This is a genomic window from Massilia jejuensis (genome assembly GCF_042656795.1).
GTDB classification, from domain to species: domain Bacteria; phylum Pseudomonadota; class Gammaproteobacteria; order Burkholderiales; family Burkholderiaceae_D; genus Telluria; species Telluria jejuensis.
Map to the genome: position 1 here is coordinate 39,607 of NZ_JBHSMS010000035.1, position 25,535 is coordinate 65,141.

A 25,535-nucleotide genomic window follows, 5' to 3' on the forward strand; every position below is an offset into this window, starting at 1 on the left:
CCTAGCCGGGGTTGATCAATGGTGCACCTGGCGCCACTGCGGCATGCCGGCGCCGAGGCGCATGTCCGCGCCTTGCCCGAACAGGGTGCCGACGAAACGGCGCGTACGGTGCTTGCTGCCGACGGCCTCGGTCAGGTTGCGGTCGGCGGTGTCGAGATAATGCGCCAGGCGCCTGCGCGCTTCCTCGAAGCCGAGGGCGTTGATCAAGGTGGCCTTGCCGGTGTCCTTGCCGGTGTCCTTGCCGGTGACGCCGCTGTCGTTGGCCGGATCGTCCTGGAAATCGTCGCGGATCTGGAAGGCATGGCCGGCGGCCAGCGCAAAGGCGCGCAGCGATTCGGCGACGCATTCGTCGGTCTCGGCCACGATGGCGGCCATGTCGACCGAGACGCCCAGCAGCACGCCCGTTTTCAGTTCGTTGGTGGTGGCGATTTCCTGTTCCGAGCGCTCGCCGCCGGCGCGCAGGTCCTCGAACTGGCCGCGCACCAGGCCTTGCGTGCCGACCGTCTCGGCCAGCTTCGCCACCAGGCGCGCGCGCACGGCGGGCGCAATGTCGGGCGCGCCGGCGAGCACGCCGAAGGCGCGGCTGAGCAAGGCCACCGAAGACAGGATGGCGACGTCTTCGCCGTACTGCACGTGGATGGTGGGCTGGCCGCGGCGCAGCATGGCGTTGTCCATGCACGGCATGTCGTCGAGGATGAGCGAGGCGGCATGCACCATTTCGACGGCGCAGGCGATATCGACCAGGGCAGGGGAGGCGCAGCCGAGGTCGCGTGCAACGAGCATCAGCAGCAGGGGGCGCATGCGCTTGCCCGCACTCAGGGTGGCGGTGCGCATGGCGGCGGCCAGGGCGTCGGCGCCGTCGGCGCTATCGGGCAGCAACCCGGCCATGCGTTCTTCGAACTCGTCACGGATGGCGGCCAGTTCCTTCAGCCAGGGATCGCCGCGCACGTCCACGTCGTGCCCGTTGATGCGTCCAGTCATCGTAGTCATGCGCCGATCCTTGTACTGAAGAGTGTGACGAAAAATTGATCAATTCACCACGCATCATACCGGAATCGATGTGGCGTCATCGTCAGTTGTGCAATGGTGCGCCGCCAGTTCATGGCCGTCTTCGTCAATTCCAATAATTCGTAAGAACGAGCAGGAGGCGCGTCCCGATTTTGTCCCGGCGACCTGCGGATGCCTGCGCCGGCAGCACCGTGCATGCGCGGGCTTCGCCCATGAAAAATGCCGCAGGGCGCGAGCCGGGCGGCATGTTGACAGGGGCGCGCCGGCCGGCGCTCAGCCGTAGCTGGTCCAGCTTTGCGGAATCTCGATGTGGCCGGACCTGGCGGCATCGGCGTAGGCGCGCATTTCGGCGACCACCGCGTCGAGCTGCTCGGTGCCCGGGTTCAGCAGGAAGCCCTTGACGCGTTCTTGCAGGGAAGCCTGCTGGTCGCGCCATTCATAGCGGGAAGACTTGCTCATGCCGCCCCCTTGCGCCGGACCGCCGTGATGTTCTTGTTGATATCCATGACATCCTCCTTGAAATAGAGGGCCAGTTTGTCATGCGCGTCGCCTTCGAATCGGTGCGATGACGCACATTCGCCCGGCCGCACGGTCACTTCAGCACCGCGCGATAGAACAGCGCGAGACGCTGTGCCAGCAGGCGGTGTGCTTCGGCGCGCGTCGGCTGGTCGTGCGGAAAAATGAAGCGCTGCATGGCGTCGCCGGAAATTGCGTTGAGTAAGATCGCAGGCAATTGTTCGAAAGGCAGGTCGGTGCGCAATTGTTCGCGGATATCGGCGCGCGCAAAGAAGCGCTCCAGCATCTCGCGCGTCGGGCGCGGACCGGCATCGTAGAAGGTGTGGGCCAGTTCCGGATTGTCGGCCGCTTCGGCGATCACCACGCGCTGCATCGCAATCAATTGATCCTGACAGAGCAGGTCGAAGAACTGGCGCGCGAAGTCGTCGACCACGTCGCGAAACGGCCGCAAGTCCTGCGCCATGTCGCCCATGCGGAAGAATTCGTCGCGGCGCGACAGCAGCACGGCGTCGAGCAGGCCGGCCTTGCCGCCGAACTTGACGTAGATGGTGCGCACGGCAACCCGCGCGGCGCGCGCGATCGCCTCGAGACTGGTGCGGGTATAGCCGTTGGCCAGGAACAGGCGCGCGGCGGCCTCGATCAAGTCCTGCATGCGCGCCTCGACGTCGCTTGCCTTGGGGCGGCCGGCGCCGCGCAGGCACGCGGCGCCCGTTGTTTGCGGAGTTTTGCTCATGGCGCCACTGTAGTTCAGGCACAAATGAAATGCAATCGTTTCATTTCTTGACGAACTGGAGCGCTTGCCGAATAATGCAGGAAACCCTCATCCATTTTCGGAGTTGCTTCATGTCCCAAACGCAGCCTTCGCTCGAGCAGAAGCCGCTCGGCGATCCTCCATCCGCCGCCGGCAAGACCCCGCCCAACAAGCGCGTGCTGGCCGTGGTCGCGCTGATCGCGATTGCCGCCATCCTCGCCGGTGGCCGCATGTGGTACCGCAGCCATTACTTCGTCGAGACCGAGAATGCCTATGTCGCCGGCCACGTGCATCCGGTGTCGGCGCGCATCGCCGGCGTCGTCACGCGCGTGCTGGTGGAGGACAACCAGCATGTGAAGGCGGGCGACGTGATCGCCGAACTCGACCCGGCCGACCAGCACGTGCGCGTCGAGCAGATCGAGGCGCAGATCGCCAGCGCCCGCCAGCAGGTGATCCAGGCCGATGCGCAACTGGAGCAGGTACGGGCCCAGGCCCAGGCGGCGCAAGCCCAGGTCGGCCAGTCGCAGGCCCTGGCGCTGCGCGCGCGCCAGGACGCCGAGCGTTTCAGCCAGCTGTACACGAAGCAGATGAAGGCCGTCTCGAAGGCCGAAGTCGACGCCGCCAACGCCGCGCGCACCGCCGCCGCGGCCGACGTCAACGCGCGCCGCGACAACGCCAGCGCCGCCCAGGCCCAGATCAATGCCGCCGCCTCCGCGCGCGACGTCTTCAAGGCCCAGATCAAGGTGCTGCAGGCGCAGTTGAAGGACGCCAGGCAGCAGGTCACCTACAGCCGCATCCTGGCGCCGGTCGACGGCCGCATCGGCCGCCGCAGCGTGGAAGTGGGCGCGCGCGTCCAGCCGGGCCAGCAACTCGTTGCCGTGGTCGAGGACAAGGTCTGGGTCACCGCCAATTTCAAGGAAACCCAGCTGGCGGGCCTGGAGCCCGGCCAGGCGGTCGAGCTGCAGGTCGACGCGCTGCCGGACGAACGCCTGGTCGGCCGCGTCCACAGCTTCTCGCCAGCTTCCGGCAACCAGTTCGCCTTGCTGCCAGCCGATAACGCGACCGGCAACTTCACCAAGATCGTGCAGCGCGTGCCGGTCAAGATCACGCTGGCGCCAGCCGACGTGCAGCGCTTGGCGGGCCGCCTGGTGCCGGGCATGTCGGTGGTGGCCGAAGTCGACCTGCGCCAGGAGGCCGGGCCGAAAGCCGCCGCGCCGGCACGCACCGCCTCGGCGCAGCCGGTGAAATGACATGACCAGTACCACCCGGACGGCGCCCGCCGTCTTCCCCGGCGCGCCCGCGGCCGGCGCGCACGTCGACCTGCGCACCTGGATCGCGGTGGCCGCCGGCATGCTGGGCGCCTTCATGGCGGTGCTCGACATCCAGATTACCAATTCCTCGCTGCGCGACATCCTGGGCACGCTCAACGCGACCCAGGAAGAGGGGTCCTGGATCTCGACCGCCTACCTGTGCGCCGAGATCGTCGTCATTCCGATGACTGCGCTGTTCGCCCGCGCCTTCGGCGTGCGCCGCTACATGATCGGCACCACCGCCTTGTTCGTGGTCTTCTCGACCCTGTGCGGCGCGGCCTGGAACCTGGAAAGCATGATCGTCTTTCGCATGCTGCAGGGCTTCACCGGCGGCGCCCTGATCCCGATGGCGATGACGCTCGTGATGACGCGCCTGCCCAGTTCCAAGCGCGCGGTCGGCATGGCCATCTTCGGCCTGACCGCCACCCTGGCGCCGGCGATGGGCCCGACCCTGGGGGGCTACCTGTCAGAGCTCTACGGCTGGCCTTCGATCTTCTACATCAACTGGGTGCCCGGCGTGCTGCTCATCGCCGGCATGGTGTATGGCCTGGACCGCGAGCGCCCGCAGGTCGGGCAGCTGCTCCACGCCGACTGGCTCGGCATCGGCCTGATGGCGATGGGCCTGGGCTGCCTGACGATTTTCCTGGAAGAGGGCAACTCGAAGGACTGGTTCGATTCGCAGTTCATCATCACCTTCGCCGCGCTGGCGCTGGTGGGCATCCTCGGCTGGGTGGCGACGAGCTTCACGCGCCAGCAATCGTTCGTCAACCTGCGCCTGTACGGGCAGCGCAACTTCCTGGTCGCGACCGTGCTCTCGGCCGTCACCGGCATGGGCCTGTACGGCTCGTCCTACCTGCTGCCGCTGTACCTGGGCCAGATCGCCGGCTACACGCCGATGCAGATCGGCGAAGTCATCGCCTGGGTCGGCCTGCCGCAGCTCCTGGTGATGCCGTTTGCCGCGGCCCTGTCCTCGAAGATCGACAACCGCATCCTGTGCAGTTTCGGCTTGCTGCTGTTCGGCGGCTCGTGCCTGATGAACGCCTTCATGGATGCCAGCAGCGGCTACGACCAGCTGGTGCTCACCCAGGTCGTGCGCGCCATCGGCCAGCCTTTCGTGATGCTGACGCTGTCGAACTTCGCCATGCAGGGCATCGCGCCGGGAGACATGCCGTCGGCATCGAGCCTGTTCAACATGACGCGCAACCTGGGCGGCTCGGTCGGCATCGCGCTGCTGGCGACCACGCTGACCAACCGCGAGCACTTCCACTCGGCGCGCCTGGGCGAATCGGTTTCCAGCTATGCCGCGCCGACCCAGGAACGCATCGAGCAGCTGACGCAGGCCTTCGTCGCCAGGGGCATCGATCCGGCCGCGGCGGCGCACCAGGCGCTGGCGGCGCTCGACCGCATCGTGCGGCGCGAGTCGTATGTGATGGCTTACAACGACGCCTTCTGGATCGTCGGCATGGTGCTCGTGTCGTGCATCGCCGTCATCTGGTGCGCCGACAAGGTCAAGTCCCCCGGCGGCGCCGGCGGCGACGGCCACTGATCAATGGAAGATGAGTCCAAGAGATGAGAAAAACGATGTTCGATTCCCGCGCCAGGCTGGTCCCGCGCCGCGCGCGCGCTGCAAGCATGGCCGCCGCGCTGGCCGCGCTGGCCGCGATGGTGGGCGGCTGCTCCACCATCGGCCCCGACTTCGCCGCGCCCAAGGCGCTCGAGGCACCGGGCTACCGCCACGTCGAGCCGGTCGCCGCCGTGCCGGCCGATAGTGCGCGCTTGCCGGCCGACTGGTGGAGCGTCTTCGCCGACGCCACCCTGAGCGGCCTGGAAGAACGCGCGCTGCGCGACAACCCGGGCGCGAAAGCGGCCGCGCAGCGCCTGCTGCAGGCGCAGGCGCAACTGGGCGTACTGCGCGCCGGCCAGGCGCCGAACGTGTCGGTCAATGCGGGCCTATCGAATGCGCGCACCTCGGCCGAGACTTCGCAGGCGCTGGCCCTGGGCGGGCGTGCGATCGAGGGCAACAACTTCAGCGCCGGCGCCGCGCTGTCGTATGAACTCGACCTGTGGGGCCGCGTGCGCCGTGTGGTCGAAGCGGCCGACGCCCAGGCGCTGGCCGCCCAGGACGACCGCGACGGCGTGCTGCTGCTGCTCTCGAGCCAGGTGGCGCAAAGCTACTGGCAGCTGCGCGGCCTGGATGTCGAGGCCGCGACCCTGCGCGGCGCGCTGGCGGCGCGAAGCGAAGCGCAGGAGCTGGTCGAGGCGCGCTTCAATGCCGGCCTGTCGAATGAACTCGACGTCTCGCGCACGCGCATCGAACGGGCCAACGCCGAAGCCGACCTGCACGAAGTGCAGCGCCAGCGCAACCGGGCCGAGCACGCGCTGGCGGTGCTGGTCGGCGTCTCGCCGAGCACGCCCCTGATCGCCGCCGAACCGCAGCCGGTCTTGCCGCTGCCGCCGGCCATCCCCGTCGGCCTGCCGGCCAGCCTGTTGTCCCAGCGTCCGGACCTGGCGGCCAGCGTGGCAAACCTGCGCGCGGCAAACGCCCAGGTCGGCATGGCCGAAGGCATGTTCTACCCGTCGCTGACCTTGACCGGCAACCTTGGCTACGCCTCGGAATCGCTGCGCGCACTGGCCGGCGGCAGCGCGCGCCAGTTTTCGGTGGGGCCGCTGGCCCTGTCGCTGCCGGTCTTCGACGGCGGGCGCAACAAGGCGAACCTGGCGCTGTACAAGGCGCGTTACGAGGAAGCGGTGGCCGACCATGAGAACCGCTTGCTGGCCGCCCTGCGCGAGGTGGAAGATGCGCTGTCGGACGTGCAGCAGCGCCGCAAGCAGGGCGATATCCAGGCACAGGCCCAGCAAGCGGCCGCGCGCGGCCTGCAAGTGGCGCAGGCCCGCTACGAGCGCGGCATGTCGACCTATCTCGACGTCATCGATGCCCAGCGCAGCGCCCTGGCCGCCGACCGCGCCGCCGCGCAGATCCGTACCCAGCGTTTGCTGGCCTCGGTGGCCGTGGCGCGCGCGCTCGGTGGAGGATGGTCGCAAGCGCCTGCGGCGGCCACGCTGCGCTGACGGCGCGTACCCGACCGCCGTCGCCGCCGGCGGCATCCACGCGGCACGGTCAAGCCGATCGGGGCGGCGAAGAGCGCATTACGTGTTCGACCGAGGCGCGTTCGCCCGGCCTGCGCGACGGCGGCCGCCTTGACCGGCAAGGCATGCAGCAAGCATGTCTTTTCGACAAATTCGACAATTTACAACAGTGGTGTTCATCATCCAAGCAGATCTGACGAATGCCCCGGGAGTTCTGCTATAGTCCTTCTTTATTTCTATATGGCAATACTTGCCATAGGGCGCACCGGAGCGCGATTCCGGCTGACTATAGCGAGCTACCATGTTCTCTTCGAAAATGACGATCGGCGCCAGGCTGGCGCTCGGTTTCGGTGCCGTCCTGGCGCTGATGATGGTGTTGACGGCGCTGGCGGTGAGCCGCGTCGGCGACATCGACGCCACCCTGAACCGCATCAATGACGTCAACAACGTCAAGCAGCGCCATGCGATCAATTTCCGCGGCAGCGTGCATGACCGTGCAATTGCATTGCGCGATGTGGTGCTCGCCAGCGACAACGCCGCGGCGCAGCCGGCCATCGAGCAGATCCGCGTGCTGGCCGCCAACTACGAGCGTGCCGGCGTCGCCCTGGACGCCATGTTCGCTTCCCGTACCGATATCCTGGCCGATGAAAAGAGTGCACTGGCCGCGATCAAGGAAGCCGAGCGCAAGACCCAGCCCCTGATCGCGAAAGTAACCGAACTGCGCCTGGCAGGCGACGTGGACGGCGCGCGCACGCTGCTGGCGCAAAGCGCCAGCCCGGCCTTCGTCGCCTGGCTGGCCAGCGTGAACCGCCTGATCGACTTCGAAGAACAGCTCAACAAGGATTCGGCGGCCGAAGCGCGCGCGTTGACGGGCAGCTTCTTTACCTGGATGGCGATCCTGTGCGCGATCGCCGTGGCCGCCGGCAGCCTCGGCGCCTGGTTCATCGGCCGCGGCCTGATGCGCGAGCTCGGCGGCCAGCCCGGCTACGCCGCCCAGATCGTGCGCAGCATCGCCGCCGGCGACCTCGGCGTGCGCATCAGCACCGCGCCGGGCGACCAGTCCAGTTTGCTGTTCGCGATGCAGGGCATGCGCGACAGCCTGGTGGCGATCGTCGCGCAGGTGCGCAGCGGCACCCTGACGATTGCCAACGCTTCGACCGAGATCGCGGCCGGCAACCAGGACCTGTCGAACCGCACCGAAAACCAGTCCGACACCCTGAAGGACACCGCCGCCTCGATGGCGGAGCTGACCGGCACCGTGCGCCAGAACGCCGACAATGCCCGCCAGGCGAATACTCTGGCCGAGTCGGCCTCCAGCGTGGCGCGCAAGGGCGGCGCCGTCGTCGCCCAGGTGGTCGAAACCATGGCCTCGATCAACTCCTCGTCGAAGCAGATCGTCGACATCATCGCCGTCATCGACGGCATCGCGTTCCAGACCAACATCCTGGCCCTGAACGCGGCGGTGGAAGCGGCGCGCGCCGGCGAGCAGGGCCGCGGCTTTGCCGTCGTCGCCACCGAGGTGCGCAACCTGGCCCAGCGTTCGGCGGCCGCCGCGCGCGAGATCAAGACCCTGATTGGCAGCTCGGTCGAGCGTGTCGACGCCGGCGCGCGCCTGGTCGACGAGGCCGGCAGCACGATGGAAGAAATCGTCACCAGCGTCAAGCGCGTGACCGACATCATGGCCGAGATCAGTTCGGCCAGCGCCGAGCAGAGCGCCGGGATCGAGCAGGTCAACAGCGCCATCGGCCGCATGGACGAGGCGACGCGCCAGAACGCCACCCTGGTCGAGCAGGCCAGCGCGGCCGCCGCCTCGCTGCAGGACCAGGCCGCGACCCTGGCCGAAGTCGTCAGTGTCTTTAAAACGGAACAGCAGGCGGGGCGCGGTGTTGCATCCACGCCGCAGCGTCCGGCATTATCGTTGTCGGTTTGAACAGGGACAAAAATATTTCTGCTCGGGAAGATAATCTCGGTTCTAGAATTGCCTTGAGGCATTTCATCGAACCCGGATTTCTTCCATGTCCAAGTCTTTGGTTTTCCTGGCGCTGCTGGCCAGCGCATCGGCCCCGGCCGCCGACCTGACCGCGCTCGAGCAGCGCTGGCTGCAGGCGGCGGCCCCGGTCCTCTCCTATTCGCAGTCGTTGAAACTGCCGATCGACATCATCGTCCAGCCGCAGGCGCGGCCGACCGACGTGCCGCTGGCGATCGGGTATGCCGGCGGCCGCTGCAAGCTGGTGCTGTCGCTGCGCGGCAATCCGCAGGCCGAGGCGGTCCTTGCGGGCATTCCGGTCGACGCCCAGGGCGAACTGATCGAAGCGATGGCGGCGCACGAGATTGCCCATTGCTGGCGTCATGCCCAGGGCGCCTGGAACGCGCTGCCCGCCGGCTTCGTCGAAGACGGCGAGGAAACGGCTGGCGACGGCTCGCTGCTGGCCATCGCGCGCGCCCTGCGCGAGTCGCGCCGCGAGGAGGCCTATGCCGACCTGGCGGCGCTGGCCTGGACCCGCCACAGCAACCCCGGCGCCTACGCGCGCGTCCACGCCTGGCTGAGCGCGGTGCGCGGCGGGCAGACCGCGCGCGGCGGGCACGACACCCGGGTCTGGGTCGAGCTGGCGCGCGACGCCGGCAGCTTCGGCAAGGCCGAGGCGCCGTTCCAGGATGTGGAGCCGGTGTGGCGGGACGGCTTGCTGCGCGACTGATCCGGCGCCGGGCAGCCCGGCCGTATTTCGTGGTTTCTTCGGCAAGCGTACGTTGTCGCACAGATGTGAGGGTGGGGCCATCGTTTAATGGCTATATCACAACAACCGACACAAGGGACCCCCGCCATGAAATCGTTGCTCGCTACCCTGCTGGCTACCGCAGCCGGCGCTACTTTCGCCGCCGCTCCAACCGCTGACCTGAACCGCGACCCGGCAACCTACCGCAACGTGACCCAGAAGGCTGCTTCCGAGTACAAGACCGCCGTCGCCAAGTGCGATGCCCAGACCGGCAACGACAAGGACATCTGCAAGGCCGAGGCGAAAGCCGAACGCGCCCGCACCGAGGCCAACGCCGTCGCCCAGTACAACAATTCCGAAAAAGGCCGCGCCAGCGCGCGCAGCAAGCTTGCCGAGGCCGAGTACGAAGTGGCCAAGGAAAAATGCGACGCCCGCACCGGCGCCGAGAAGGATAGCTGCATGGACAACGCCAAGTCGGTGCGCACCGCCGCCCTGGCCGATGCCAAGGCCGGCCGCGAAGGCAAGACGGCTGAGCGCGGCGTCGACGCCGGCCTGATCGCCAGCACCGATACCAGGGATCCGGTCAAGGCAGCCGCGGTCGCCAAGTGCGAGCAGAGCGCCGGCGGCGCGAACACCGGATGCCTGGTCGACAGCAAGGGCAATGTGACGACCATGGCCGGCCGCACCGAGAACGCCGCCGAGCGCGCCGCCGATAATACCCGCGCCGCGGGCGCCACCGTGGTCGACAAGACCAAGGCCGTCGCTTCGACCGTGGTCGAGAAGACCAAGGACGTCGCCGCCACCGTGGTCGACAAGACCAAGGCCGTGGCCTCGAGCGTGGCCCAGAAGACCGAGAACGCGGCCGAGAACGTCGGCGACAAGACCCGCCAGGCAGCCGCGAATACCCGCGAAGAGTCGAAGGAAGCCGCTGCCAAGGCCGACAACGCGACCGACCGCGCCGCCGACAAGACGCGTGACGCCGGCCGCAGCACCGCCATCGCCGCTTCCGACACCGCGCTGACGACCAAGGTGAAAGCGAGTCTGTTCGCGCAGCCGGAACTGAAATCGCTGGGCATCCATGTCGAGACCGAGAAGGGCGTCGTCATGCTGAGCGGCTTCGTCGAAACCAAGGCCGAGGCCGACAAAGCGATCAAGGCAGCCAAGGAAGTCGAAGGCGTCACCAGCGTGAAGAGCGCGATCAAGGTCAAGTAAGCCGCAACCGGCTTCGGCGCCCCGGCGCCGAAGTGCATCATCGAGCGCGCGCAGCCGTCCCGGCGTCTGCGCGCGTTGTCGCATGCAGGCCGCATTCGGGCCGCCGCCGGCCCGCGCCGGCCGGGTAAACACGCGGCCCGGCAGATGGGCGGTTATAATTTTCGGGTGAACAAACTCGAAGCCTTCGGATACATCGTGGCGCAAGCCTCGCGCGGTGATATCACCCTCCCCACCAGCGTCAATGCGGTGCTGCGCCTGCAGCAGGCGCTCGACGACCCCGACTGTCCGCTCGACGAGGCGATCCGGCTCGTGCTGGCCGAGCCGCTCTTGGCCGCGCGCACCGTGGCGTTGGCCAATTCGGCCGCCTTCAGCGGCGGCGGCGCGCCGGTGACGAATGTGCGCGCGGCCATTACCCGCATGGGTTACCGGCGCCTGCAGGCGCTCGTCGCCAGCCTGATCGTGCGCCAGTTCGGCAGCCGCATCCGGGACCCCGGCCTGCGCGCCAAGGCCGAGCAGCTCTGGGAGCACACCACGCACGTGGCGGCGCTGGCCTGGTCGCTGGCGCGCCATGTAACGGGCGTCAATCCCGACACGGCCCTGTTCGCCGGCATCATCCATGAAGTCGGCGGCTTCTACCTGCTCTCGCGCGCCGACGAATTCCCGGGGCTCCTGGACGACGACCCGGAAAAATGGGGCGAGCTGTGCGAGGACGTGGTGGGCCTCGAGGTAGTGAAGAAACTGTCGGTGCCGGCCCCGGTGGCCGAGGCCATCGGCCAGCTGCGCCGCGCCTGGATCAACATGCCGCCCTCGACCCTGCTCGATACGTTGCTGCTGGCCAACCAGTATGCGCCGGTCGCCTCGCCGCTCGGTGCGCCGGCGCCGGCGCTGCCGGAGCATGCCGACAGCGCGCTCGACTTCGTCATCGACGAGGCGCTGCTCGACGACATCCGCCAGGAGGCGCTCGACACCTGCAGGGCGATGGGCGGGCCGCTGCTGGTGTAAAGTAGGACCATCCAGGTCAAAGGACGGTTGGGAACCAGGAACGAGGCCAGCGTTTCCAAGGGCAGGGAGCCATTCGCCGCAGGAGAAGGTGTGAACCATCATCCGACGCGCTTGCTGTTCACGATCACGCAGTTGCCGTGCTTGCTGAGCATGTTCTGCCTGCTCTTCCTCCTGGGCGTGCAGGCCGCGCAGGCACAGCCGCGCCCGGGCGCGCCGTCCGTCGCGCTGCTCAGCGTCGATGGCCCGATCGGCCCGGCCTATGCCGACTATATCGAGCGCGGCATCGCCCAGGCGGCCAAGAGCGGGCGCACGCTCGTCGTCCTGCAGCTCGACACGCCCGGCGGACTCGATTCCGCCATGCGGGTCGCGGTGCGCGCCATCCTGGCCGCGCCGATTCCCGTTGCCTGCTTCGTCGCGCCGGGCGGGGCGCGCGCCGCCAGCGCCGGCACCTACATCCTGTATGCCTGCCATATCGCGGCCATGGCGCCCGGCACCAACCTCGGCGCCGCCACCCCGGTGCAAATCGGCACCGGTCCCGACCCGCCCGGCGCGGGCAAGCCAGGCGATGCCCGGCCAGGCCAGCCCTCGACGCTGGAAAACAAGGCCGTCAACGATGCCGCCGCCTACCTGCGCGGCCTGGCGCAGCTGCGCGGACGCAACGCCACCTGGGCCGAGGCGGCCGTGCGCCAATCGGTCAGCCTGTCGGCCGACGATGCGCTCGAGGCGCAGGTCATCGACATCGTCGCGCGCGATGTGCCGGCCTTGCTGGCGCAGGCGGACGGGCGCAGCGTCAGCGTGCGCGGCCAGCCCTGGCGCGTCGCGTCGTCCGGCGCCGCGCTCGTCGCCACGCCGCCCGACTGGCGCACGCGCCTGCTGGCGGCCATCACCAATCCGAGCGTCGCCCTGATCCTGCTGTCGGTCGGCGTCTACGGCTTGCTGTTCGAATTCATGAGTCCGGGCGCCGTGCTGCCGGGCGTGGTGGGCGCGATTTGCCTGCTGCTCGGCCTGTACGGCTTGCAACTGTTGCCGATCAATTACTCGGGCCTGGCGCTGATCTTCTTCGGGCTGGCCTGCATGGTGGCCGAGGCCTTCCTGCCGAGCTTTGGCGTGATCGGCTTCGGCGGCGTGATCGCCTTCGTCATCGGCGCGCTGCTGCTGCTCGACAGTGAGGCGCCCGGCTTCGGCCTGCCGCTCGGGCTGGTGGCCGGGGTCGCGGTGGCGGCGGCGCTGCTGGTGGGCGCAACGGCCCAGGTCGCCTTGCGCACGCGGCGCCGGCCGCGCCCGGAGGCGCTCGCCTCGCTCGAAGGCAGCATCGGCGAGGTGCTGGGCGACGCCGTGCGCGAGGGGTGGGCGAATGTCGGCGGCGAGACCTGGCGGGTGCGGGCAGACACGCCCCTGGCGCGCGGCCAGCGGGTGCGGGTACTGGGCCGGCGCGGGCGCGTGCTGCTGGTGGCGCCCCTGGACCAGCTCCCGCCGGGACGCGCGCCGCCATGAGCGTCCTTGCACCGGCTCGCGCCGCCCGGCTATGGCCACCAATTTACACTCAGTACTCGCCCAGAAACAAAAGTGTTGTTAGCTGCGGGAACCGGCGCGTTGCCGCGTTGGCTCACATGTATTTCCGGTCAATTAATTAGGAGAGCGTCATGCTGCTCGAACTGGGCTTTGGCTTGTCCCTGTTGGTCATGGCGGCCTTCGTGCTGCTCGCCATGTCGATCCGTGTATTGCGCGAATACGAGCGCGGCGTCGTGTTCCAGCTCGGGCGTTTCTGGTCGGTGAAGGGACCGGGCCTGATCATCCTGATTCCGGTGCTGCAGCAGATGGTGCGGGTGGACCTGCGCACGGTCGTGCTCGACGTGCCGAAGCAGGACGTCATTTCGCGCGACAACGTCTCGGTGAAGGTGAATGCGGTGCTGTATTTCCGCGTCGTCGATCCGGAGCGCGCCATCATCCAGGTGGCCAATTTTCTGGAGGCGACCAGCCAGCTGGCCCAGACCACGCTGCGCTCGGTACTCGGCAAGCACGAACTCGACGACATGCTGGCCGAGCGCGAACGCCTCAACATCGACATCCAGCAAGTGCTCGACGCCCAGACCGACGCCTGGGGCATCAAGGTCGCCAATGTCGAGATCAAGCATGTGGACCTGGACGAATCGATGGTGCGCGCGATCGCTCGCCAGGCCGAGGCCGAACGCGAGCGGCGCGCCAAGGTCATTCATGCCGAGGGCGAATTGCAGGCATCGGAAAAGCTGATGCAGGCCGCTGAAGTACTGGCCCGGCAGCAGGGAGCGATGCAATTGCGCTACCTGCAAACCCTCGCGACGCTGGCCAGCGACAAGACGACGACCATCGTCTTCCCGCTGCCGGTGGACATGCTGGCCGGCTTCGGCGGCGGCCTCGCCGAGCGCAGGGAACGTTAAGAGCCTGTCTCGGCACGAAAGAGAGAGCGGACGACGATGCCTGGCTATAAGGATGGGTTCGAAGTACCCGCCAGTCGCGGCCGGGGAGCGCGCATCGACAGCATCGCCAGCGCCAGCAGCACGCCGGTGAAGGCCAGGCCGGCCGCCACCCATTGCGGGGCCGCGTACGAATACCCGAGCGTGAGCGGAATGCCGCCGAGGAAGGCGCCGGTGGCGTTGCCGATATTGAATCCCGACTGGCCGAGCGAGGAGCCGAGCATCTCGGCTTTGCGCGAATGGTCGATCAGGAGCATCTGGATCGGCGGCCCCAGCGCCAGCGCATTGGCGCCAGTGGCAAAAGCCAGCGCCAGCATGAGCGGCTGCGAGGCGGCGAACATGCCGTTCATCAGCAGCAGGGCGGTCATCGTCGTCAACAGGATGACGATGGCGTGGATCGGCGCGCAGCGGTCGGCCAGCCTGCCGCCCGCCAATACGCCGGCCGTCATGCCGACGCCGACCACGGTCATGATGAGCGGAACCTGGCCTGGCGCGAAGCGCGCCAGGTCGGTCAGCAGCGGCGCGATATAGCTGAACCAGGCGAAGAAGCCGCCGGTGCCGATCGAGGTGATCGCCAGCGCCATCCACAGGCCGCGGCTGCGGAAGATGCCCAGGTCCTTGCGCAAGCCCGCGCTCGGGCGCGCTTCGATGACGGGTACCCATTGCTTCAGGCTGAGAGCCGTGAACAGGCCGATGGCGGCCACGACCAGGAACACCATGCGCCAGCTCAGGTTGTGGCCGAGCCAGGTGCCGAGGGGGACACCGATGACATTGGCCAGCGTCAGGCCGGTAAACATCGTCGCCATCGCGGCGGCCACTTTCCCTTCGTCGGCCAGGCGGCTGGCGACGACCGCGCCGACGCCGAAGAAGGCGCCGTGCGGCAGGCCGGCGAGAAAACGCGACACCAGCATCAGCGAGAAATCCGGTGCCAGCGCGGACAGGGCGTTAAATACCGCGAACATCAGCATGAACCAGACCAGCACGGTGCGCGGTGGACGCCTGGCGACCAGGCTGACCAGGGTCGGCGCCCCGACCACGACACCGAGCGCATAGGCGGTGATCAGGTAACCGGCCTGGGGAATGGTGATGGCCAGACCCTTGGCGATATCGGGAAGGATGCCCATCATGACGAATTCGGTCATGCCGATGCCGAAACCGCCAAGGGCCAGCGGAAGCAGGCTTTTCTTGATCAAAATAAGGTGTCTTTACAGTGGTGGCACCGGCCGGGCGCCATGCCGGGCCGAGTGGAACCGGCCACTATAGCCGGTGCCGGCCGGCGTGTCCGCTTTCGGCGCATGATGTCGGGTATTCGGCCGCCTGATGGCAAGCCGTTCAGGTTTCGGCGCCAAGCCAGCCGATGCGCCCGTGTCCGGCCTCGTTCAGGCGCGCGACGAGGGCCGGCGCATCGGCTTCGGCCAGGCTGAAGGCAAACACCACCGCATCGCCATGGACGACCTCGAGCAGGGTGGCGCCCGCGGCCTCGAGCTCGCGCCGGATCAGGCCTTCCTGCGCATACGGCGCCGTGCAGCGCAGCTGCGCGTGGCGGACGATCGCGACTTTCTCGGCGCCCAGCAGGGCTTGCGCCACGCTGTCGGTATAGGCGCGCACCAGGCCGCCGGCGCCGAGCTTGATGCCGCCGAAATAACGCACGACGGTCGCCAGCACGCCTTCCAGGTCCTGGTGGCGCAAGACGTCGAGCATGGGCCTGCCGGCCGTGCCGCTCGGCTCGCCATCGTCGACCGCGGCCGACTGGCCGCCGGCCAGCAAGGCCCAGCAGACATGGGCCGCCTGCGGATGGCGGCCGCGCAGCGCCACGACCGCCGCCTGGGCACCGGCGCGGTCCGCCATCGGCTGGACGCAAGCGATGAAGCGGCTTTTCTTGATGATCAGCTCATGGTGAGCGCAGGTCTGGAGCGTGTGTGGCATGCGGTATGAATAAAAATTGGAAACACTGGACAGGCCTGCGCCGGCCCTCGCCGCTACACGACGCTGGCCGAGCGTGCCTGGTCGAGCAATTGTCGCATTTGGACGCCAGGCAAGGGCCGGCCATAGAAATAACCCTGCGCCTTGTCACAGCCGTTTTCCCGCAAAAATCGTCCTTGTTCCTCGGTTTCGATGCCTTCGGCGACCACGTTCATGCGCAGGCTCCTGGCCATGGCGATGATGGCCTTGGTGATCGCCGCATCCTCGGCGTCGCCCGGCAAGTCGCGCACGAAGCTGCGGTCGATCTTCAAGCTGCCGATCGGGAGCGTCTTGAGATAACTCATCGACGAGTAGCCGGTGCCGAAATCGTCGAGCGCCAATTCGATGCCGGCACGCTTGAGCAAATGCAGGCATTCGATGGTGGCGGACGAGGCATCCATGAGCATGCTTTCGGTAAGCTCCAGCACGATCGCCTGCGCCTCGATGCCGGCCTCGTCCAGGATCGACAAGACCGAGGCGACCATGCCCGGCTCCTGGAGCTGGCGCCCGGACAGGTTGATCGCCATGCGTACCGGATGGCCGGCCGCATGCCAGCGCCCGAGTTCGCGGCATGCCTCGCGCAGCACCCATGCGCCGATCGGTACGATCAGGCCGCTTTCTTCCGCCAGGGGGATGAAGTCGGCGGGGCTGATCAAGCCCAGTTCGGGATGGCGCCAGCGAATCAAGGCCTCGGCGCCGATGATGGCGCCGCTGTGCAGGTCGACCTGGGGCTGGTAGTGCAGCAGGAATTCGTTGCGTTCCAGGGCGCGCCGCAGATTGTTGTCAAGAACAAAGCGCTTCTCGGCATCGTCCTGCATGTCCGGCGTAAACAGGCGGTAGGCATTCTTGCCATTGTTTTTTGCGTAGTACATGGCCGTGTCGGCATATTTGAGCAGGGTGTGCATATCCCGGGTATCGTCCGGACACATGCTGATGCCGATACTCGCACCGATGCGGATGTCGTGGCTGCCGATCAGGATCGGCCTGGCCAGCGTGGCCAGGCATTTCGCCGCCACCGCAAGGGCCATGTCGACGTCGTGGACATGTTCGAGCAGGATCGCAAATTCGTCGCCGCCGATGCGGGCAATCATGTCCTCATGGCGCAGTTCAGCCGCCAGCTGCCGGGCAACCAGACGCAACAGGTCGTCGCCGACGTCATGGCCCAGGGTGTCGTTCACCGCCTTGAAATTATCCAGGTCGATGAACATCAGCACCGCGCGCCGGTTCTGCTCGCGCGAACGGAGCACGGCCGCTTCCAGGCGCTCGTTGAAGAAATGGCGGTTATGCAGATGGGTCACCGGATCGAAATGCGCCAGCCGGTCGAGCCTGGCTTCGACGCGCCTGCGCTCGGCGATTTCGCTCTCCAGTTCACGCTCGCGTTTCTCGATGCGGTCGAGCATGTTATTGAACGTGAGCGCCAGGGCACCCACATCTTCCGAAGCGGGAACGCGCGCGCGGATCGAGTAGTCGCCCAGCCGCGACACCTGTTCGCTCGCTTTCGACAGTTCGTTGATCGGATCGGTCACGAAGCGCTGGAGGCGCGACAGGACCAGATGGGCCACGGCCATCAAGGCGAACATCACCGGAATTGCCAGTCCCAGGTAGAGCGCAAGCTGGTGGTAGACGCTCGAAAGGGAGCTGCGCACCACGACCGTGCCCAGGCGCTGCTGCCTGACCTGGACCGGATGGACGATCACGACCTCATGCAGGCTGAGCACATAGTCCGGACGCGAACGCATGCCGAAGGGCGCCATCCCGGCCGGGGCACCGATGCTGGCAAAGAGCCGGCCCTGGCGGTCGAAGGCCGCCGCCGACTGCACGTCGGGCAGCGCGCGCAGTGCCGCGAGGATGTCGCCGGCAGCTGCCCTGTCGTCGAATACCAGCGCGGCCGATAAATTTTCGCTGACGACGGTGGCCGATGCCTGGGTCTGAGCCACCACGCTAATCGTGAAGAAATAGACCTGGATACTTACCAGGAATAAGGTCGATGCGAGGATGACGCTGCCGCTGGTGACAAGATTTGCCCACTTGAATTTGTTGGCCAGTGTCTGCCTGTTGATCCATTCGACCCAGCTGTTCATATCGGCCCTGGGTTCTCAATACACGGTACGGGCCAGGCGCAGCACCTTCGAGCTGACGACGATGCCGGCGGTGCGCGCGGCGGGGCCGTTGAAATCGAACACGATGCGCTGGTTCTCGACGGCCAGTTCGAGCATCACGCCCAGGCGGGTGGCGCCGCGGATGTCGGAAATCGTCATGACGCCGAGTCCGCGCGCCGATTCGGCAAGCAGGTCGAGATGATGGGCTTCCGAGGCGCTGATGAACAGGATCTGGCATTGCGCGACCGCCTCGCTGCCCGAGCGCGGGTAGGCAAGCGCGATCGCCGACTCGCCAAGCGGTTTTCCTTCCAGTGCATTGAGCGTATTGCCGAACGGACTGCGCCCGAGTACGCACAGGCGCACGATCGGATTGGTATTAGGAAATTTACTGAATAGCGCGATGTTATAGATGAATGCTGCCTTGGCGGCATATTCGGCCGCTGGCACGGCGTGCAAGGGCGGCCCCGGCAAGAGCAGGCCAAGCAGTACGCACAGGCCTTTGCAATGCCGGGCCATCCTGGAAATGATCATCTTAGAACTTGTACGTCGCGGTCACGCGCCAGTTACGTCCGTCTTGCCTGATCGAACGCAGGTAGCGCGGAGGTGCTGCATTGTCGAAATGCTCTTCGCTTGGCGAATCGGCGTAACGCTTGTCGAGTACGTTATACAGGCTCGCGACCAGCTCGATACGGTTGTCCAGGACATGCCCGAGCAAGGTCAGGTTGAGCACGCCGAATCCGCCCACATGATCGTCGAGCGTGGTCCTGCGGCGGCTCGTGAACTGATATTCCAGGCTGGCGCGCAGGCGCTCGTCCGGTAGCGGGGTCGAGTAGCTCAGCTTGACGAGCCTGCGCGGCGAATTGTTGAGCCACTCGTTGGTGTTCTGGTCGCGTGCGGTCTGAAAGCTGGCACTGCCCTTGAACGCGCTGCCGTTTTCGCGCAGCCATTCCGCTTCGAGTTCGATGCCCCTGGCGCGCGCTGCATCGATGTTGGCATACACGAGCAGCCCGTCGGCAGGGTCGGTTGCGAGGGCAACCAGGTCGCGCAGCCGGTACTGGTAGAGCGACATCGTGGCGCGGAACCGGTCGATCGGGAAGTATTCGGCGATGAACTCGTTGGTGTGGATGCGTTCCGGACGCAGTGCGGGGTTGAGCTTGGTGTTGGCAATGTCGCTCGCGTAGTAGCGCTCATAGGCATTCGGCGCCCGATAGGCCGAGCCGTAGATACCCTTGAGTGTCATCTCGGGCGTGGCGTGATGAATGAGCGCGATGCGCGGATTGGTCGTATGTCCGCTTTCGGAGTCGAAGTCGCGGCGCACGCCGGCGTTGAGCAGCCATTGCTCGCCCAGGCGCACTTCATCCTGGACATACACCGCGGCGCGCCGCTTTGGCTTGTCGATCCGGACATAGCTGAGTTCCGGTTCGATGTCGGCGTTGCTGATGGCGCGCCGGCGGTCGTCCAGGAACTCGATGCCGCCGATGATCCGGTGGCCACGCATGCCGGTGCTGAGCAGGCGCAGTTCGGCGCCGCTGGTCTGGCTCGCCGAGCGGTCGATGTTGGCAGTCGGTCCGGGCGCGTAGATATAGACACCGTCGTAGCGGTAGCGCGACAGATTAACGCTCGCAAAGGCTGCCAGCGTGGGAGACAGGTCTTTCTGGTAAGTCAGGCTGGCGGCTGCGTATTCGTCGACCGTGTGGCTGCGCGGGTCATTGAACTGTTGTCCATACGATGCAGTCGGAATGCCCTTGATACGTTGCGCCAGGTAGGCTTGCGCACCCAGGTCACCATAGGTGAACTTGCCAAAGACACGTTTTTGACGGTCATGATCCAGGCCCCGCGCGATCCCATCGTTGCCCGCCGGACTGGCAAATTCAGGGAAATACAGGTCCGCGCCCCGGCGCCGCGCTGACGATGCCGATACGAGCATGTCCGATGCCTGGCCATGTTTTTTGCCAGCCGATAAGTGCACCTCGCGCCCGCCTGCGCTGGCGGCGCCGACCTCAAGGGTAGCGCCGTCATAAGCGCCGCCCTTTTTGGTAATGATGTTGACCACGCCAAAGAAGGCGCTGCTGCCGTAGAGCGCAGAGCCAGGGCCGGGAACGAATTCGACGCGCTCGATCAGCGAAATGTCGATCGGAAATTCGGTGCCGAGCGCGCCCTGGTCGAATACGACATCATTGAGGCGCAGTCCGTCGATCAGGATCAGCAGGCGGGTATTGAAGTCGCCCGGCCGGCCGGATCCGCGTGTGCCGGCAAAGCTGTAATTGCGGTCGTAGCTGACATACACGCCGCGCATGCTGCGCAGGATATCGGCCAGCGTGCGGTGCCCGTGGCGCCGGATATCGTCCGCCAGGATCACTGAAACGGACGACGGCGCCTCGCTGATCCTCTGGGGAAGCCGGGATGCGGTCACGACGTCGATATTGAGCAGTTGCTCGATGCTGATATGGGTGAGGTCGCCGGCGACATCGGGCGAGGCCAGCGCGTCAGAACCGTGGATGGCCGACAAGCTGCTTGCCAGGTAAAGTGCGGCATGAACTCGATGAAGGTTCATTAAGAGGAAAGAAAATGCTTAATTGAAAAGTTGCTCTAAAGCATTTTCAGGATAGATTTTCGTGTGCCCTGCGTCAAGAATGCCAACAATTAAATGACGAATTTGTCGTTTTCTTGATTTGTATTTACATGGAAATATTGACCGCGAAATAAGTCTGATCCGCTGACGCGGCACCGTCACGAACTATTTCGATCCAAAAACAAAAACGCCAACCGTGACGGTTGGCGTTTTCGCTGAATCTTTGGTAGGCCGTGCGGGATTCGAACCTGCGACCAACGGATTAAAAGTCCGCTGCTCTACCAGCTGAGCTAACGACCCGAAGAAGGCAAGATTATAGCCGGACTCTTCCGAATGTCCAAGGACTTCGTGCCTGCCCCGTCCGCCAGCCTGCGTCCCGGCTCAGGTCGCGACATCCTTGTCCTCGCTCTTGGCCTGGCGCATGGCCTCCGGTTCGAGCTTCTCGGCCTCGACGTTCATGCGCACGAACACCCCCCAGCACGCCAGCAGGATGGCGGCGGCGATACCGATCGACGCCACGTGCGGCAGCATCTCGGGCTTCGTATGCATGAACTGGAACACCCCGACCAGGCATTCCACGCCGAGCGATACCACGACCACGATCAGGAAACGCGACAGGAAGCGGCGCAGCCGGGTCGGCGAGCTCACATGCACGGCACGCTGCACTTCCTCTTCCAGCACGGTCTGCCCCAGTTCGAGCGCGGCGACGGCGATCGTCAGCAAGCCCACGCATTCCAGAATCAGCCTGAAGCGCTCCTGGACCGATTGTTCATCGCTGGGGCGCAGCGCCGACCAGATCTCGATTGCGCCAAGCACGATCAGGGCGAAGCCGCAGACAAAGAAGAGCAGGGCAATCATTACATAGCCAAGGGCGCCAATTTTATGCAGGTATTTCACGGAAAGCCTCATGTTGGAATATGTGGAAACTTTAGCATCATTTCCTGGCTTCTTCTGTTCGGCAGGACACTCGCCCAGGATGTTGCGCGGCACGATCGCCACCGAACGCAGCTTGAAGACAGCGTTCCGGCGCGACGGTCAATGCGAGCGGAGTCGCCTCGCCTGGCTGCTGCGATATGTCGTCCACAACGAAAAAGGCGCCATGATCACCCATGGCGCCTTCAGTGTGCGGAATTCGAGAGTTCTTAACGCGGAGATCAGGGCTTGCGCAGGTCGGCCAGTTCGTCGAGGCCGCTGCCTCCGTCGGCATACGCCGCCTGGAAGCTGGGGCGTCCCTTCCAGCGCTGCCACAGCGCATCGAGGTGCTCGAAGCGCTCGTCGAGCGGGGTGGCGTTGACCGGGAACTTGGAGAACGCGATCGCCGTACACAGCGTGATGTCGGCGAAGGTCGGTGCATCGCCGCCCAGGACCCAGGCACGCCCGTCGGCCAGGTGGCGGTCGACCAGCGCCGCGTGGGACAACGCTTCCTTACGGCAATGCTCGCCCCATTGCGGGTTGTAAGTCAGTTCCAGCTTGGGGCCGAGGCCGGTGTGCATGACGTGGAACATGGTCACGATACGGTACAGGATATGGGTCCAGATACGGTTTTCCCACATCGTATCCTGACCTTGCTCGAGTGCAGTCGCCCCCATGATCTTGCGCCCCGGATATTGCTGGTCGAGATAGCGCACGATGGCCGCCGTTTCCGACAGGTAGCTGCCGTCGGCCAGCACCAGGGTCGGCGTTTCACCCCAGGGATTGAGCTTCAGGTGCGGCCACTTGCGCTGGTCGCCTCCCGGGCTCATGTCATAGATCGTTTCGTCGAATTGGTCGGCGATGCCCTTCTCGTGCAGGAACAGGCGAAGGCGCTGGGGGTTGGGAAAGGCCGATGGCGATGTGTAGAGTTTCAGGGATTCGGACATGAATGGATTCCATTTCAAACTCGGCTGCGTGCGGCTGGTACCGCCCAGCGACCAAGCTGGATTAGTCGGATGTGTGGATGTCGACGGCCGTGCTTCAACGGCGGCCGGCGGCTGGACGGCATGAAAGCTTGAAATGATTATAAAGCGCGAATGATAATTTTGTTTTCAATTGCACCTATACAATCAATAGCTTTTAACTATAAAAACGGACTGCTGGGCGGGCAACGCGGCGCGGGCGCGGCCGTGAGCGAACCCGGGGTGAATAACGGTGGGGGCGTGGAGAAGCGCTCGACATCGACGGCTTGGCAAGGTCCCTCGACGCTATTAAATAGGCACTGACATGCAAAAAGCCCACGCACCGAAATGCGTGGGCTTCTTGGTAATTCGTGGTAGGCCGTGCGGGATTCGAACCTGCGACCAACGGATTAAAAGTCGCCGGGTCGTAATACGAAAACCTTAACATTCAAAGACTTGCAACGCTTGCCAAGCTCGACAGTCAACGTCACTCAAGGGTGAGAATCAATAGTTGGCGAATTGTACGTCACAAATGCGTCACAGAGAGAGAGTGAACCACCCCGGGTTTTGTAGTGGCTCCATTGTTTGAGAGAATGGAGTCATGAACAAGCAACCCAAGTATTTCCGATATCATTAAGCGCGTTGTGCAGACGGTCAGGGAAGCGGACAGCGAGTAGAGATTCACAGACGGGGCTTCTGGAAAGCAGTCAGAAACACCCTAGGCGAGGGAGCTAATCAAGCGGGCGCCACATTCGGTGACGTCGCCGTCGTAAGCGTACGGCTTGCCTTTGTGCTTTGCGCCTGCGCCGTCGGGTTTGATCGCAAAGTTACCCTTGCATTTTGGACAAAAGGTCATGTCATCCTGGATTGCTGCTGCCTTGCCCATGGCAATCGTTTCCGACGTGGCGCTGATGACCTTGCCGCCATGATCGGTCTGGTCGTTCAGTCGAATCACGCCACGGCCTTCGTGTTTCATGCTCACTCCTCATTGAGGTCTCGGTGTCTCGTTACTCGGCGCCAGCCGTGTTAGGTTTGCCCTTGGGAAGAAGTACGAACCCTCGGGGGCGCCGGGTACCTTGACGCGGAATTTCAGGCCGGACAGGAGTTTGTCCCATAACGCAACAGCCTCGTCGTTGCTGACCGACGCCTTCTTGGCGGCTCCGACCATATTGGCCTCGACCTTGGTAAACATTGCGGCGCCAAATTCAGAAGGGTTTGCTACGTCTCTCGGCGTACCGACAAAGGCCCATTCGAAATCATGGGTGCCGTCGGGCCTGCGAATGAGAGATTCTTCGCCCTTCCAGTGCTGCACGTCCCGTTTGCCTTCGCGCAGAACATCGCGCTTTGGGTAAAGGACGCCCTGCATATCCTGGGCACCCTTGATGCGAGCAAGCAGGGACAATTCGTCGCGCTTCATTTCGAACTCAGCCTTGTCGTAATCGCCGTAAGCATTCTGGTTGGAACTGACGGAGAACGTAACGTCCGGGAAGCTAGGCAAATAGATTCCTGCATTTACCTTCTCTGAATCCCCGTATCGGTCACCTGCGATGAATCCGTGTTCGATACAGAAGCCCGGTTCGGTCGGTACTTCCTCCGCTGGGCGTAGCCGCAAGCTCTTGGCTTGCGCGAGCTGCCTGGCGATTACCGTGCTTTCGGTTTCGCCTTTCTCGATGGAGTCACCCAATACGAAGGTGAGCTCTCCCTTGCTGATATATGTGTCGAAGAACAGCGCGTTGCGCTCTTTTTTGTATTCGTCTTCGAAATAGCGCGTCTGCCAGCTTTCCTCGATCGGCCCTGGTCCGTTGTAGGAGATCTCAGCAGCATCTTCCTCTCGTTTCAGTTTTGCAATTTTTTCTTCCGCCCTGCGTTTTGCCTTCTCGATACCTCCCGAAATAATGTCTATATCTGAAGGAAACGAGGCACCCCCCCAAACAAGCTGGGCTTCCTGAGGCACTTCGATCGCATAGCGGCCGAAACAGAGAATCTTTGTTTTTTCAAACAGCGCGCGCAAGCGCGGGCTGAGCTTGACTGGTTCGGGCACGGCGGTCTCCTTGTAGGCATAGGTACGAGAATTTCCAGCTAACGACAGCAGCGCGATGAGTAATACCGCGAGCATTGCGGCGCGCTTCGGGGAAAGGATGCTTTTCACGATGTCTGCCATTTCGCCGTCTTGGCGATCTGGACGACCGAATACAGCAGGGACGCCAGCACATCCTGGTCGGCATAGCTGTTCTGGTGTTCATAGCTCTTGCCTTTTGTTTCGCCGTGCACGAACAGCTTGCCGGTAATCTGCTTGGCGGAGCGGGCGGCCGGGACGGTTTCGTCGCCGGGCGCGGCCGGCGGTTGCAGAACGAGCGTCAGCACGCGGCTGTCTGTCTGGACTTTCAATGTGCCTTGGGCGTCGTCGCTCACCAGCTTCCAACTTTCGACCGGCGTAAGCAGGATGTTGCGGGAGTCCCACACTTCAGGATCGGTCACTTTGAATACGACCTCGCCATAGCTGAGGCGTTCTGGCGACGCACAGAAGCTGCCGTAGCAACTGGTCGGATGGAAGGTAGTCTTGATGTTTTCGATAAATTTACTGGCCTTTTTCAGGCGGTCGATAACGGCATCGATACCCCCGCCAGCTGCTACTTTCACGTCGCCCGGATTGACCCATTTCGGGTTGATCAGTCGCCACCATCGATCGACCGGTTGCAGGTAAATGCTCTCCAAGGCACTCGCTTTGTCGCCGGGCCAGCTCCACATCTCGCGCCCCGACCCATCCACGACCTTGAGCCATCCTTTGCCATAGGCCGAACCAGGAAATAGTTCCAAAGCTGCAGGCGCATTGGCGAGGATGGCAGTGGCATGTTCACCATTAATGCCCAAAATGCTCGCCTTGGTTTCGGGAAACAGGAATGAATCGTCTAGGGAAGCGCTGATCAATTGACGATTTTCAGCGGACCTCCCTTTTTTTGCGGCAAAGACCAGCC

At 64.9% G+C, this 25,535-nt stretch carries 21 protein-coding genes, 1 tRNA gene and 1 pseudogene; 9 read left to right on the forward strand and 14 right to left on the reverse strand.

All coding sequences use genetic code 11. The features are described 5' to 3' along the window. Positions 1-15 precede the first annotated feature (15 nt). The 3 genes from ACFPOU_RS10615 to ACFPOU_RS10625 all read right to left on the reverse strand — a co-directional run bounded on the left by ACFPOU_RS10615 (position 16) and on the right by ACFPOU_RS10625 (position 2,257). Positions 16-990, reverse strand: coding sequence for a polyprenyl synthetase family protein (locus ACFPOU_RS10615; RefSeq protein WP_379720470.1), 975 nt, complete (start codon positions 988-990; stop codon positions 16-18). Positions 991-1,281: 291 nt separating this feature from the next. Further along, entirely contained in the window at positions 1,282-1,467 is a 186-nt protein-coding gene (locus ACFPOU_RS10620; RefSeq protein ID WP_379720473.1) for a hypothetical protein, read from the reverse strand. 133 nt (positions 1,468-1,600) lie between these two features. Then, positions 1,601-2,257, reverse strand: a complete 657-nt coding sequence (locus ACFPOU_RS10625; protein ID WP_379720476.1) for a TetR/AcrR family transcriptional regulator — start codon at positions 2,255-2,257, stop codon at positions 1,601-1,603. A 110-nt stretch (positions 2,258-2,367) separates the two neighbouring features. Between ACFPOU_RS10625 and ACFPOU_RS10630 the strand changes: the two genes are divergently transcribed. From ACFPOU_RS10630 to ACFPOU_RS10670, 9 genes are all read left to right on the forward strand, one after another. Beyond that, a complete protein-coding gene (locus ACFPOU_RS10630; protein WP_379720479.1) occupies positions 2,368-3,525 on the forward strand; it encodes an HlyD family secretion protein in 1,158 nt (385 codons plus the stop codon). 1 nt (position 3,526) lies between these two features. After that, complete coding sequence (locus ACFPOU_RS10635) at positions 3,527-5,131, forward strand: DHA2 family efflux MFS transporter permease subunit (RefSeq protein ID WP_379720482.1); 1,605 nt, start codon at positions 3,527-3,529, stop codon at positions 5,129-5,131. An 86-nt stretch (positions 5,132-5,217) separates the two neighbouring features. Continuing rightward, positions 5,218-6,654 (forward strand): efflux transporter outer membrane subunit, encoded by a 1,437-nt coding sequence (locus tag ACFPOU_RS10640; RefSeq protein ID WP_379720530.1) that lies wholly within the window; start codon positions 5,218-5,220, stop codon positions 6,652-6,654. 319 nt (positions 6,655-6,973) lie between these two features. Continuing rightward, complete coding sequence (locus tag ACFPOU_RS10645; RefSeq protein WP_379720485.1) at positions 6,974-8,602, forward strand: methyl-accepting chemotaxis protein; 1,629 nt, start codon at positions 6,974-6,976, stop codon at positions 8,600-8,602. An 85-nt stretch (positions 8,603-8,687) separates the two neighbouring features. Next, positions 8,688-9,368, forward strand: coding sequence for a hypothetical protein (locus ACFPOU_RS10650; RefSeq protein WP_379720488.1), 681 nt, complete (start codon positions 8,688-8,690; stop codon positions 9,366-9,368). A 126-nt stretch (positions 9,369-9,494) separates the two neighbouring features. Next, positions 9,495-10,598, forward strand: coding sequence for a BON domain-containing protein (locus ACFPOU_RS10655; RefSeq protein ID WP_379720491.1), 1,104 nt, complete (start codon positions 9,495-9,497; stop codon positions 10,596-10,598). A gap of 165 nt (positions 10,599-10,763) precedes the next feature. Beyond that, positions 10,764-11,600 carry an HDOD domain-containing protein gene (locus ACFPOU_RS10660; protein WP_379720494.1) on the forward strand — a complete coding sequence of 279 codons (837 nt, stop codon included), beginning with the start codon at positions 10,764-10,766 and terminating at the stop codon, positions 11,598-11,600. A gap of 90 nt (positions 11,601-11,690) precedes the next feature. Then, positions 11,691-13,094 (forward strand): NfeD family protein, encoded by a 1,404-nt coding sequence (locus ACFPOU_RS10665; RefSeq protein ID WP_379720497.1) that lies wholly within the window; start codon positions 11,691-11,693, stop codon positions 13,092-13,094. A 188-nt stretch (positions 13,095-13,282) separates the two neighbouring features. Continuing rightward, positions 13,283-14,017 carry a slipin family protein gene (locus ACFPOU_RS10670; RefSeq protein ID WP_379720533.1) on the forward strand — a complete coding sequence of 245 codons (735 nt, stop codon included), beginning with the start codon at positions 13,283-13,285 and terminating at the stop codon, positions 14,015-14,017. Between the two features lie 44 nt (positions 14,018-14,061). On the opposite strand, the gene ACFPOU_RS10675 is transcribed toward ACFPOU_RS10670, so the two are convergent. The 11 genes and pseudogenes from ACFPOU_RS10675 to ACFPOU_RS10725 all read right to left on the reverse strand — a co-directional run. Beyond that, entirely contained in the window at positions 14,062-15,246 is a 1,185-nt protein-coding gene (locus ACFPOU_RS10675) for an MFS transporter (RefSeq protein ID WP_379720500.1), read from the reverse strand. 139 nt (positions 15,247-15,385) lie between these two features. After that, complete coding sequence (locus ACFPOU_RS10680) at positions 15,386-15,979, reverse strand: IMPACT family protein (protein ID WP_379720503.1); 594 nt, start codon at positions 15,977-15,979, stop codon at positions 15,386-15,388. A 53-nt stretch (positions 15,980-16,032) separates the two neighbouring features. Continuing rightward, positions 16,033-18,096, reverse strand: a complete 2,064-nt coding sequence (locus ACFPOU_RS10685) for a putative bifunctional diguanylate cyclase/phosphodiesterase (protein ID WP_379720506.1) — start codon at positions 18,094-18,096, stop codon at positions 16,033-16,035. Positions 18,097-18,111: 15 nt separating this feature from the next. Further along, positions 18,112-18,645: a YfiR family protein gene (locus tag ACFPOU_RS10690; RefSeq protein WP_379720509.1), complete on the reverse strand. Its 534-nt coding sequence runs from the start codon at positions 18,643-18,645 to the stop codon at positions 18,112-18,114. Between the two features lies 1 nt (position 18,646). Next, positions 18,647-20,623, reverse strand: coding sequence for a TonB-dependent receptor plug domain-containing protein (locus ACFPOU_RS10695; RefSeq protein ID WP_379720512.1), 1,977 nt, complete (start codon positions 20,621-20,623; stop codon positions 18,647-18,649). 287 nt (positions 20,624-20,910) lie between these two features. Then, a tRNA-Lys gene (locus tag ACFPOU_RS10700) sits at positions 20,911-20,986 on the reverse strand. Between the two features lie 81 nt (positions 20,987-21,067). Beyond that, complete coding sequence (locus ACFPOU_RS10705) at positions 21,068-21,544, reverse strand: hypothetical protein (protein ID WP_379720515.1); 477 nt, start codon at positions 21,542-21,544, stop codon at positions 21,068-21,070. Between the two features lie 296 nt (positions 21,545-21,840). Then, the gene (locus ACFPOU_RS10710) at positions 21,841-22,545 is read right to left on the reverse strand and encodes a glutathione S-transferase family protein (RefSeq protein ID WP_379720518.1); all 705 of its coding nucleotides are present in this window, start codon (positions 22,543-22,545) and stop codon (positions 21,841-21,843) included. A 733-nt stretch (positions 22,546-23,278) separates the two neighbouring features. Continuing rightward, positions 23,279-23,536 carry a PAAR domain-containing protein gene (locus ACFPOU_RS10715; protein WP_379720521.1) on the reverse strand — a complete coding sequence of 86 codons (258 nt, stop codon included), beginning with the start codon at positions 23,534-23,536 and terminating at the stop codon, positions 23,279-23,281. Positions 23,537-23,545: 9 nt separating this feature from the next. Beyond that, on the reverse strand, positions 23,546-24,721 hold the full coding sequence (locus ACFPOU_RS10720) for a T6SS immunity protein Tli4 family protein (RefSeq protein ID WP_379720524.1): 1,176 nt from the start codon (positions 24,719-24,721) through the stop codon (positions 23,546-23,548). Next, a pseudogene (locus ACFPOU_RS10725) lies at positions 24,706-25,535 on the reverse strand (hypothetical protein); the annotation flags it as partial. The pseudogene ACFPOU_RS10725 and the gene ACFPOU_RS10720, both read right to left, overlap by 16 nt.

What these genes read in the sequence shown, in the direction of transcription:
- ACFPOU_RS10615 (WP_379720470.1), bottom strand. Translation starts at nt 990, where the DNA reads ATGACTACGATGACTGGACGCATCAACGGGCACGACGTGGACGTGCGC.
- ACFPOU_RS10620 (WP_379720473.1), bottom strand. Translation starts at nt 1,467, where the DNA reads ATGAGCAAGTCTTCCCGCTATGAATGGCGCGACCAGCAGGCTTCCCTG.
- ACFPOU_RS10625 (WP_379720476.1), bottom strand. Translation starts at nt 2,257, where the DNA reads ATGAGCAAAACTCCGCAAACAACGGGCGCCGCGTGCCTGCGCGGCGCC.
- ACFPOU_RS10630 (WP_379720479.1), top strand. Translation starts at nt 2,368, where the DNA reads ATGTCCCAAACGCAGCCTTCGCTCGAGCAGAAGCCGCTCGGCGATCCT.
- ACFPOU_RS10635 (WP_379720482.1), top strand. Translation starts at nt 3,527, where the DNA reads ATGACCAGTACCACCCGGACGGCGCCCGCCGTCTTCCCCGGCGCGCCC.
- ACFPOU_RS10640 (WP_379720530.1), top strand. Translation starts at nt 5,218, where the DNA reads ATGGCCGCCGCGCTGGCCGCGCTGGCCGCGATGGTGGGCGGCTGCTCC.
- ACFPOU_RS10645 (WP_379720485.1), top strand. Translation starts at nt 6,974, where the DNA reads ATGTTCTCTTCGAAAATGACGATCGGCGCCAGGCTGGCGCTCGGTTTC.
- ACFPOU_RS10650 (WP_379720488.1), top strand. Translation starts at nt 8,688, where the DNA reads ATGTCCAAGTCTTTGGTTTTCCTGGCGCTGCTGGCCAGCGCATCGGCC.
- ACFPOU_RS10655 (WP_379720491.1), top strand. Translation starts at nt 9,495, where the DNA reads ATGAAATCGTTGCTCGCTACCCTGCTGGCTACCGCAGCCGGCGCTACT.
- ACFPOU_RS10670 (WP_379720533.1), top strand. Translation starts at nt 13,283, where the DNA reads ATGGCGGCCTTCGTGCTGCTCGCCATGTCGATCCGTGTATTGCGCGAA.
- ACFPOU_RS10680 (WP_379720503.1), bottom strand. Translation starts at nt 15,979, where the DNA reads ATGCCACACACGCTCCAGACCTGCGCTCACCATGAGCTGATCATCAAG.
- ACFPOU_RS10685 (WP_379720506.1), bottom strand. Translation starts at nt 18,096, where the DNA reads ATGAACAGCTGGGTCGAATGGATCAACAGGCAGACACTGGCCAACAAA.
- ACFPOU_RS10690 (WP_379720509.1), bottom strand. Translation starts at nt 18,645, where the DNA reads ATGATCATTTCCAGGATGGCCCGGCATTGCAAAGGCCTGTGCGTACTG.
- ACFPOU_RS10705 (WP_379720515.1), bottom strand. Translation starts at nt 21,544, where the DNA reads ATGATTGCCCTGCTCTTCTTTGTCTGCGGCTTCGCCCTGATCGTGCTT.
- ACFPOU_RS10710 (WP_379720518.1), bottom strand. Translation starts at nt 22,545, where the DNA reads ATGTCCGAATCCCTGAAACTCTACACATCGCCATCGGCCTTTCCCAAC.
- ACFPOU_RS10715 (WP_379720521.1), bottom strand. Translation starts at nt 23,536, where the DNA reads ATGAAACACGAAGGCCGTGGCGTGATTCGACTGAACGACCAGACCGAT.
- ACFPOU_RS10720 (WP_379720524.1), bottom strand. Translation starts at nt 24,721, where the DNA reads ATGGCAGACATCGTGAAAAGCATCCTTTCCCCGAAGCGCGCCGCAATG.